The sequence below is a fragment of the Kitasatospora sp. NPDC059462 genome (assembly GCF_042749955.1).
Classification (GTDB): domain Bacteria; phylum Actinomycetota; class Actinomycetes; order Streptomycetales; family Streptomycetaceae; genus Kitasatospora.
On sequence record NZ_JBHYUU010000116.1, the window covers coordinates 20764 to 27758 of the forward strand.

6 protein-coding genes and 1 riboswitch are annotated in these 6995 nt (G+C 75.2%); of the genes, 1 reads left to right on the forward strand and 5 read right to left on the reverse strand.

Translation table 11 applies throughout. The features are described 5' to 3' along the window. Positions 1-39 precede the first annotated feature (39 nt). Positions 40-1146, reverse strand: a complete 1107-nt coding sequence (locus tag ACFXAM_RS25735; RefSeq protein ID WP_380294600.1) for a M24 family metallopeptidase — start codon at positions 1144-1146, stop codon at positions 40-42. Positions 1147-1226: 80 nt separating this feature from the next. Then, on the reverse strand, positions 1227-2339 hold the full coding sequence (locus ACFXAM_RS25740) for a HoxN/HupN/NixA family nickel/cobalt transporter (protein ID WP_380294601.1): 1113 nt from the start codon (positions 2337-2339) through the stop codon (positions 1227-1229). A 31-nt stretch (positions 2340-2370) separates the two neighbouring features. Further along, positions 2371-2564, reverse strand: a riboswitch (cobalamin riboswitch). Positions 2565-2646: 82 nt separating this feature from the next. On the opposite strand from ACFXAM_RS25740, the gene ACFXAM_RS25745 reads away from it, so the two are divergent. Next, positions 2647-3021, forward strand: coding sequence for an ArsR/SmtB family transcription factor (locus ACFXAM_RS25745; protein WP_380294602.1), 375 nt, complete (start codon positions 2647-2649; stop codon positions 3019-3021). A 16-nt stretch (positions 3022-3037) separates the two neighbouring features. On the opposite strand, the gene ACFXAM_RS25750 is transcribed toward ACFXAM_RS25745, so the two are convergent. From ACFXAM_RS25750 to ACFXAM_RS25760, 3 genes are all read right to left on the reverse strand, one after another. Beyond that, positions 3038-5062, reverse strand: coding sequence for a hypothetical protein (locus ACFXAM_RS25750; protein WP_380294603.1), 2025 nt, complete (start codon positions 5060-5062; stop codon positions 3038-3040). 65 nt (positions 5063-5127) lie between these two features. Beyond that, complete coding sequence (locus ACFXAM_RS25755; RefSeq protein ID WP_380294604.1) at positions 5128-5958, reverse strand: Fpg/Nei family DNA glycosylase; 831 nt, start codon at positions 5956-5958, stop codon at positions 5128-5130. Between the two features lie 85 nt (positions 5959-6043). Further along, positions 6044-6943: an AAA family ATPase gene (locus tag ACFXAM_RS25760; protein ID WP_380294605.1), complete on the reverse strand. Its 900-nt coding sequence runs from the start codon at positions 6941-6943 to the stop codon at positions 6044-6046. Positions 6944-6995 lie beyond the last annotated feature (52 nt).

The window sequence follows — 6995 nt, forward strand, 5'->3', positions numbered from 1 at the left end:
GTCAAGGAACCAAGGGACGCGTCCTGTGGCACACCTGCGTCACAGGGCGAGGAGCTCCTTGGTGGTGATGGTGAGCAGCTCGGGCCCGCCCTCGTCCAGGGGGCGCACCACGAGCGTGTCCTCGATCCGGACCCCGCCCCGCCCCGGGAGGTGGACCCCCGGGCCGACGGTGACCGGTACGCGGCTGTCCAGTTTACCCATGTCCGTGGGGCCGAGGCGCGGGGCCTCCCGGATCTCCAGGCCGATGCCGTGGCCGATCGGGTGCACGGAGCCCTCGGTGTGCCCGGCCGCCCCCAGGATCTCCCGCGCAGCCCGGTCGGGTACGCACAGCTCGACCCCCGGCCCGAGCGCCTCCCGCCCGGCCCGCTGGGCGCGGAACACCAGCCGGTGCAGCTCGACCTGCCAGGGCGCGGGGGCCGCTCCGATCACGAAGGTGCGGGCGGTGGACACCCCGTAGCCGCGGTACTGCGCGCCGAGCACCACGGTCAGGAAGTCGCCCTCCTCCACCCGCCGGTCGGTGGGCTGGTGCGCCGGCTGGCCGGAGTGGCTGCCGGTGCCGACCGAGACCGGGAAGGCCGCCCGGTCGGCGCCGTGGTCGATCATCCGGCGCTCCAGCTCCATCGCCAGGTGCCGTTCGGTGCGCCCGACCAGGATCGACTCCAGCAGCTCGCCGAGCGCCTGGTCGGCGATCTCGGCGGCGATCCGCAGGTCGGCGATCTCGTGCTCGTCCTTGACCACCCGCAGCCGCTCGACCGCCTGGCCGACGTCCGCCAGCCGCACCCCCTCGGCCAGCCCGGCCACCGCCCGGTGCCGGGCGACCGTCAGGTCGTGCTCCTCCACCGCCAGCCCGGCCGCCCCCAGCCGCGCCGCGGCGGCCGCCGCGGCCAGCGCGGTGTCGGAACCGGCGGCCACCGGCAGCCGGGTGACGTCGGGGGCGATCAGGTGCTCGCCGGTGTCGTCCGGCGGCAGGTCGTCCGGCAGCGCGAGCAGCACCCGGTCCCGGGTCAGCAGCAGGCTCGCCCCGCACGGCGGGCAGCCGGTCAGGTACCGCACGTTCGCCGCCCGGGTGATCAGCGCCGCGTCGGCCCCGGAGGCACCGCAGTGCTCCCGCAACCGCTCCCGGCGGCCCGCGTACGCATCAGCCATGCGTCGAGCCTACGAACCCGGCCCCCGATCCGCCCGCCGAACGCCCCCACCCGGGCAGCCCCGGCCGCCCGCCCGGGCCGCTACTCCGCGGCCTTCGGGCTCCACTTCCGCTCCACCCCGGCCAGCCGCCAGTAGGCGATGGCGGCGGCCCAGACCACCACGAACAGGGCGACGATCGCGTAGCCGACGTTGTCCAGCGAGATGTCCGCGATCCAGCCGCTCACCGGGTCGGTGAGGTCCAGCTTCTCGTGCAGCACGCCGACCAGCTCGATGGTGCCGATGACGAAGGCCACCGCGATGGACAGCCCGGTGATCGTCAGGTTGTAGTACACCTTCCGCACCGGGTTGGAGAACGCCCACTGGTAGGCGAAGTTCATGAAAGTGCCGTCCAGCGTGTCGAACAGGCTCATCCCGGCCGCGAACAGCAGCGGCAGGCAGACGATCGCGTACCACGGCAGGCCGGAGGCCGCGCCCGAGCCGGCCATCACCATCAGGGTGACCTCGGTCGCGGTGTCGAAGCCCAGGCCCAGCACCATGCCGACCGGGAACATCTGCCCGGGCCGGGTGATCGAGCGGGTCGCCCGGTTCAGCACCCGGGCCATCAGGCCGCGCGCGTTCAGGTGCGCCTCCAGCTCGGCCTCGTCGAACCGGCCGGCGCGCATCGAGCGGAACACCCTGAGGATGCCGAACAGCGCCGCCAGGTTCAGCGCGCCGATCAGGTACAGGAAGACGCCGGAGGCCGAGGTGCCGACCATGCCCAGCCACTGGTGGGTGGACGACTCGTCGTCCATCAGCGTGTTGGCCAGCTGCGCGCCGCCCGCCACCAGGGCGGCCATCAGCACCACCATCGAGGAGTGCCCGAGCGCGAACCAGAAGCCCACCGAGACCGGGCGCTTGCCGTCCGCCATCAGCTTGCGGGTGGTGTTGTCGATCACCGCGATGTGGTCGGCGTCGAAGGCGTGGCGCATGCCGAGGGTGTAGGCGGTGATGCCCAGGCCCACCCCGAAGACCTGGGTGCCCACCTCGTACTTCTCCGGCGCCACCAGGAAGATCAACGTGCCGAACGCCACCACGTGCATGGCGAGGATCACGCCCAGCAGCCCGGCGGTGCGCAGGGTGTCCTCCCGGCGCCAGCGGAAGGCGGGCAGGGCGGCGGGCGACGCCGCGGCGGCGGCGGTTTCGGGCAGGGTCATCTGCGGATCACGCTCCAGCACCTCGTGGAATGACTTCGTGAGATGCCGCGGCCGGTCTCCTGGCTTACGGGGCTCCCGTACCCGCCTTCCCAAGCGCGCGAGGCGCCCAGTGGCGTCGTGGGTACGGACACTCTCCCCCGATCACAGTGGCGAGGGCCGCTCCGGACTGGGACCCCTGAGGGTCCGTCACCGGTCTTCCCGAGCACCACGGCGGGGAACACCGTAGGGGCCCGGGGCGACCCATGCAAGGCTGCGCACCTACGCAGGTGTTCAGGATCACAACCTCCCGCCTGCCAGAATGGGCCGTATGCATCTCGTACCGGCCGACCGCGCGGGCCACCGCACCATCGACGGCCACCGGGTCTGCGAGGCCATCGCCGCGATCGGCGACACCGCCCACGTCCGCTCCTGGGCCGACCGCTTCGCCCTGCTCGCCGACCCCGGCAGGCTCGCCCTCCTGCTCGCCCTGCACCGCACCGGCCCCCTCGCCGTCACCGACCTCGCCGTCGCCACCGGCATGCGCGACCCCGCCGTCTCCCAGGCCCTGCGCCTCCTGCGCACCGCCGGCGTGGTGGCCGGCGAGAAGGAGGGCCGCGTCGTGCGCTACCGGCTCGTGGACGCCACCCTGCGCCCCCTCCTCGACCAATGCGCCGGCGACACCCCCGCCATAGCAGCCGGCTGACCGCCGGGCGGCTCGCTCAGCGCCCCCGCAGCTCCCCCAGCCGGGCACGGTTGCGGTCGGCCAGGGCCTCGTCGCCCAGCTCCTCCGCCAGTTCGACGAGCAGCGCCCGCGCCGTCCCCTCCTTCGCCGGCTGGCCCAGCTCGCGGGCCCGCCCGGCGCTCCGCTCCGCCGCGGCGGCCGCCGCCGCGGGCCGGTGCAGCGCTCGCTCGGCCCGGGCCTCGACCAGCGGAAGCCGCATCAGCATCGGGGCGTCGCCCTCCTGCTCGGCCAGCTCGGTCGCGTCCCGCAGCACGGTCAGCGCCTCCTCCGGCCGCCCGGCGGCCACCAGGGCCTGGGCGAGGTTGTAGCTCTGCACCACCACCCCGTGCGGGTCGCCAGCGTTGGCCTCCCGGGCCAGGGTGAACAGCTCGACGGCCCGCTCCGGCCGCCCGTCGGCCAGGCAGAGCAGGCCGTCCGTCTCCCACAGCACACCGGCCAGCCGCGGCTCGTCCACCTCCGGCAACAGGGCCGCGGCGGCCGCCAACTGCTCCGCGGCGAGCGGGTACTCGGCGCGCTCGCAGTAGGCACGCCCGAGCTGGTTGCGCATCCGGATCTCGGCGTCCGGCCGGCCGTCCCGCCGGGCCGCCTCGACGCCGAGCAGGTGGCTCTCCACCCAGTCCCCGTAGTGCTTGCGCCCGTGGTAGAGCGGCCAGAGCGACTCGCAGAGCCGCCACACCTCGCCGTGCCACCGCTGCTCTGCGGCGGAACGGACGGCGCCCAGCAGATTGGCCCGCTCGCTCTGCAGCCACTCCAGCGCGTCCGGTGCCGACCCGAAGCCGGGCAGCACCGCGCCGTCCCCTCCGACCGCCGCGCCCTCATCGCCCTGGAGCCGCAAACGGTCCCCGATCGCCCGGTCGGCGAGCGCCGCACGGCCGCGGTAGTAGGCGACGATCCGGGCCAGCAGGTCCAGCCGGCCGGGCAGTTCGCGGACCACCCCGGCCGCGTGCAGCCGGACCAGGTCGTGGGCGCGGTAGCGGCGCTCCGGCCCCTCGTCCGCGACGTCGTCCAGCAGGTGCGCCGAGCGCAGGTCCGCCAGACCGTCCGCGACCCGCGGCACCCCCACGGCCTCCGCCAGTTCGGCCGAGACCAGCGGGCCGGGATTGACGCCCAGGAGGCAGTAGAGCCGACGGGTGTGCTCGGGCAACCGCCGGTGAACGGTGTCCAGAACGTCCCCCACGGCGCCCTCCTCATTGCTCAGTGACGACAACCTGCGCTCCTTGTCCGTCAGTTCGTCCAGCACCCGGTCCACCCGCAGTTCCTCGCGGTCCAGCAGCCGGTACCCCACGGCGTTCAGCGCCAACGGAAGGCCGCCGCAGAGCTCGACCAGCCGTGCCAGCTCCGCGTCCGTCCCGCGGCCCGGGCCCAGCCAGCCGCGGACCAGCGTGCTCCCGGCCGCGGTCGGGAGCGGGTCGAGGCGCACCACCTCGGCGCCGTCCAGGGCGAGGCCGGGCAGCCGCCGCCTCCCGGCGGCCACCACGAGCCCGGTGGCGGGCAGCAGCGCCCGGACCTCGGCGGCGTGCTCGACGTTGTCCAGGAAGACCAGCACACGGCGCCCCGCGGCCGTCGTGGTGCGGAAGGCCGCCGCCCGTTCTGCCGGTGCGTCCGGCACGGACGGGAGCCCGAAACCGCGCAGGAAGCCGCCGAGCACCTCGCCGAGGTCCACCCCGCCGGGATGCCGGTGGACGGCGAGGTCCGCATAGAGCTGGCCACCCGCGAAATGCACCGCGGACCGGGCCGCGAACTGGGCCACGAGCTCGGTCTTGCCGACACCGCCGAGGCCGCTGAGCGCCACGACGGCCGGGCGGACGTCGTCCAGCCGGCCCAGCACCGCCTCCAGCCGGGCGAACTCGCCGTCGCGGTTGACGAACGCCCGGCGCGGGCCGCGGATCTGGCGCGGGACCACGATTCCGGGCGCCGCCGCCATGACGACCGTGCCGGCCTGGACCACCGTGCCGTGGACCGTGCCCGACACGGTGTTGACCGTCCGGTGGACCTCCGTCATCCGCGCGCTCCCTCCGACCGGCCCGGCTGCCCCGGGCCAAGCCTACGGGCGGAGTTGATGGTGGGTCAGGTGGTCGGGCGGGGTGGTTGGCAGGTGGGGCACCAGAAGAGGTTGCGGGAGGCGTGTTCCTCGGTGCGGATGTCGGTGGCGCAGATCAGGCAGGGTTGGCCGGCGCGGCGGTAGACGTAGACCTCGCCGCCGTGGTCGTCGACGCGCGGGGGGCGGTTCATCGCCTCGGGGGTGTGCTCGGGGCGGACGGTGTCGATGCGGCCGGCGGCGGTGCCCTCGCGCATCAGGGCGACCAGGTCGGCCCAGATGGCGTCCCACTCGGTGCGGCGCAGGGAGCGGCCGGGCAGCTGGGGGTCGATGCCGTGCCGGAACAGCACCTCGGCGCGGTAGACGTTGCCGACGCCGGCCAGCACCTTCTGGTCCATCAGCAGGGCGGCGACGGTCGTGCGGCTGCCGGTCATCCGCCGCCAGGCGGCGTCCGGGTCGGCGTCGGCGCGCAGCGGGTCCGGGCCGAGGCGGGCGGCGACGGCGGCCTTCTCGGCGTCGGTGATCAGGGCGCAGGTGTTGGGGCCGCGCAGGTCGGCGTAGTGCTCGTCGTTCTCCAGGCGCAGCCGGACCAGGCCGACCGGCTCCGGCACCTGGCCGTCGGCGGTGTCGCCGAAGGTGAAGCCGCCGTACAGGCCGAGGTGGACGTGCACCCAGGCGTCCTCGCCGAAGCCGAGGAAGAGGTGCTTGCCGGTGGCCTCGGCCGCGACCAGCTCCCGTCCGTCGATCAGCTCGGCGCCGTCCGCGAAGCGGCCCTGCGGGCTGCTGGCGCGGACCGGCCGGCCGCCGAAGGCGCGGTGGTTCTCGGCGGCGAGGCGGTGGATGATGTGGCCTTCCGGCACGGGCGCGGCTCCCCCCGGTGGTTCGTTCAGGACCCGTCCATCATCGCAGCCGGCACCGACAGCGCGGCCGGGCCGGCGGCGGCGCTCAGCGCACCGGCATGCCCATCAGCCGGGCCAGGATCACCCGGTCGAGTTCGGCGGCCGTGGCGGCCACGTCGAGGTGGGAGTTGTCGATGATCGGCAGCCCGGAGTTGTACCAGCCGGCCATCCGGCCGTGGATCCGGGCCACCTCCTCGTCGTCCAGCCGGCGGTTGCCGCCGCGCCTGGCGTTGCGGCTGAGCACCGAGTCCAGGCTGGGCAGCAGCACCACCGGGATCATGCCGGGGCCGATGTGCCGCTTCCAGCCGCCGAGGCCGATGGCGGGGCGGTCGGGGAAGACGGCGTCGTCGATGATGCAGGAGATGCCGTTGGCGAGGTAGTTGCGGCAGGCGAAGCCGCAGGTCCGGCGGGCCAGCCGGTACTGTGCCTCGGAGGCGTTGTTCCAGCCGGACTGCGGGTTGGCGAAGCCGGACTGCACCCACTCGCGGACGTCGTCGAGGCTGATGTGCGCGGTCGGGGTGGGGCGCCGCTCGGCCCAGTGGCGGGCGACGGTGGTCTTGCCGGCGCCGGCCGGGCCGATCAGCAGCACCGCGATCGGGCCGGTGGCCGCGTGCTGCCGCTGCGGCGGGCGGGCGGGCAGCTGGACGGGCGCGCCGGACGGCAGCACGAAGTGGCCGGTGGATCCGGCGGGCACCGGCGCCACCGGAACGGGCGCGGGAGCAGGCGCCGGAACGGGCGCCGGAACGGGCGCCGGAACGGTGGCCGGGGCGGGCGCGGGCGCAGGCGCGGGCGGGCCCGGCGGGACGACCGGCACCGGCACCGTCGGCGGGCCGCCCGGCGGCCCGCCCGGAAGCCCGGCGGACGCCGCGGCCGGGTACCCGGGCACCGGCGGAGCGACGGGACGCGGGGGAACCGGCCCGCCCCCGGGGTACTGCGTCACGGTCACCTCCCGACTTCCTTCAGCGGGACACTACACGGCGGCGCGGCGGTGGACACAG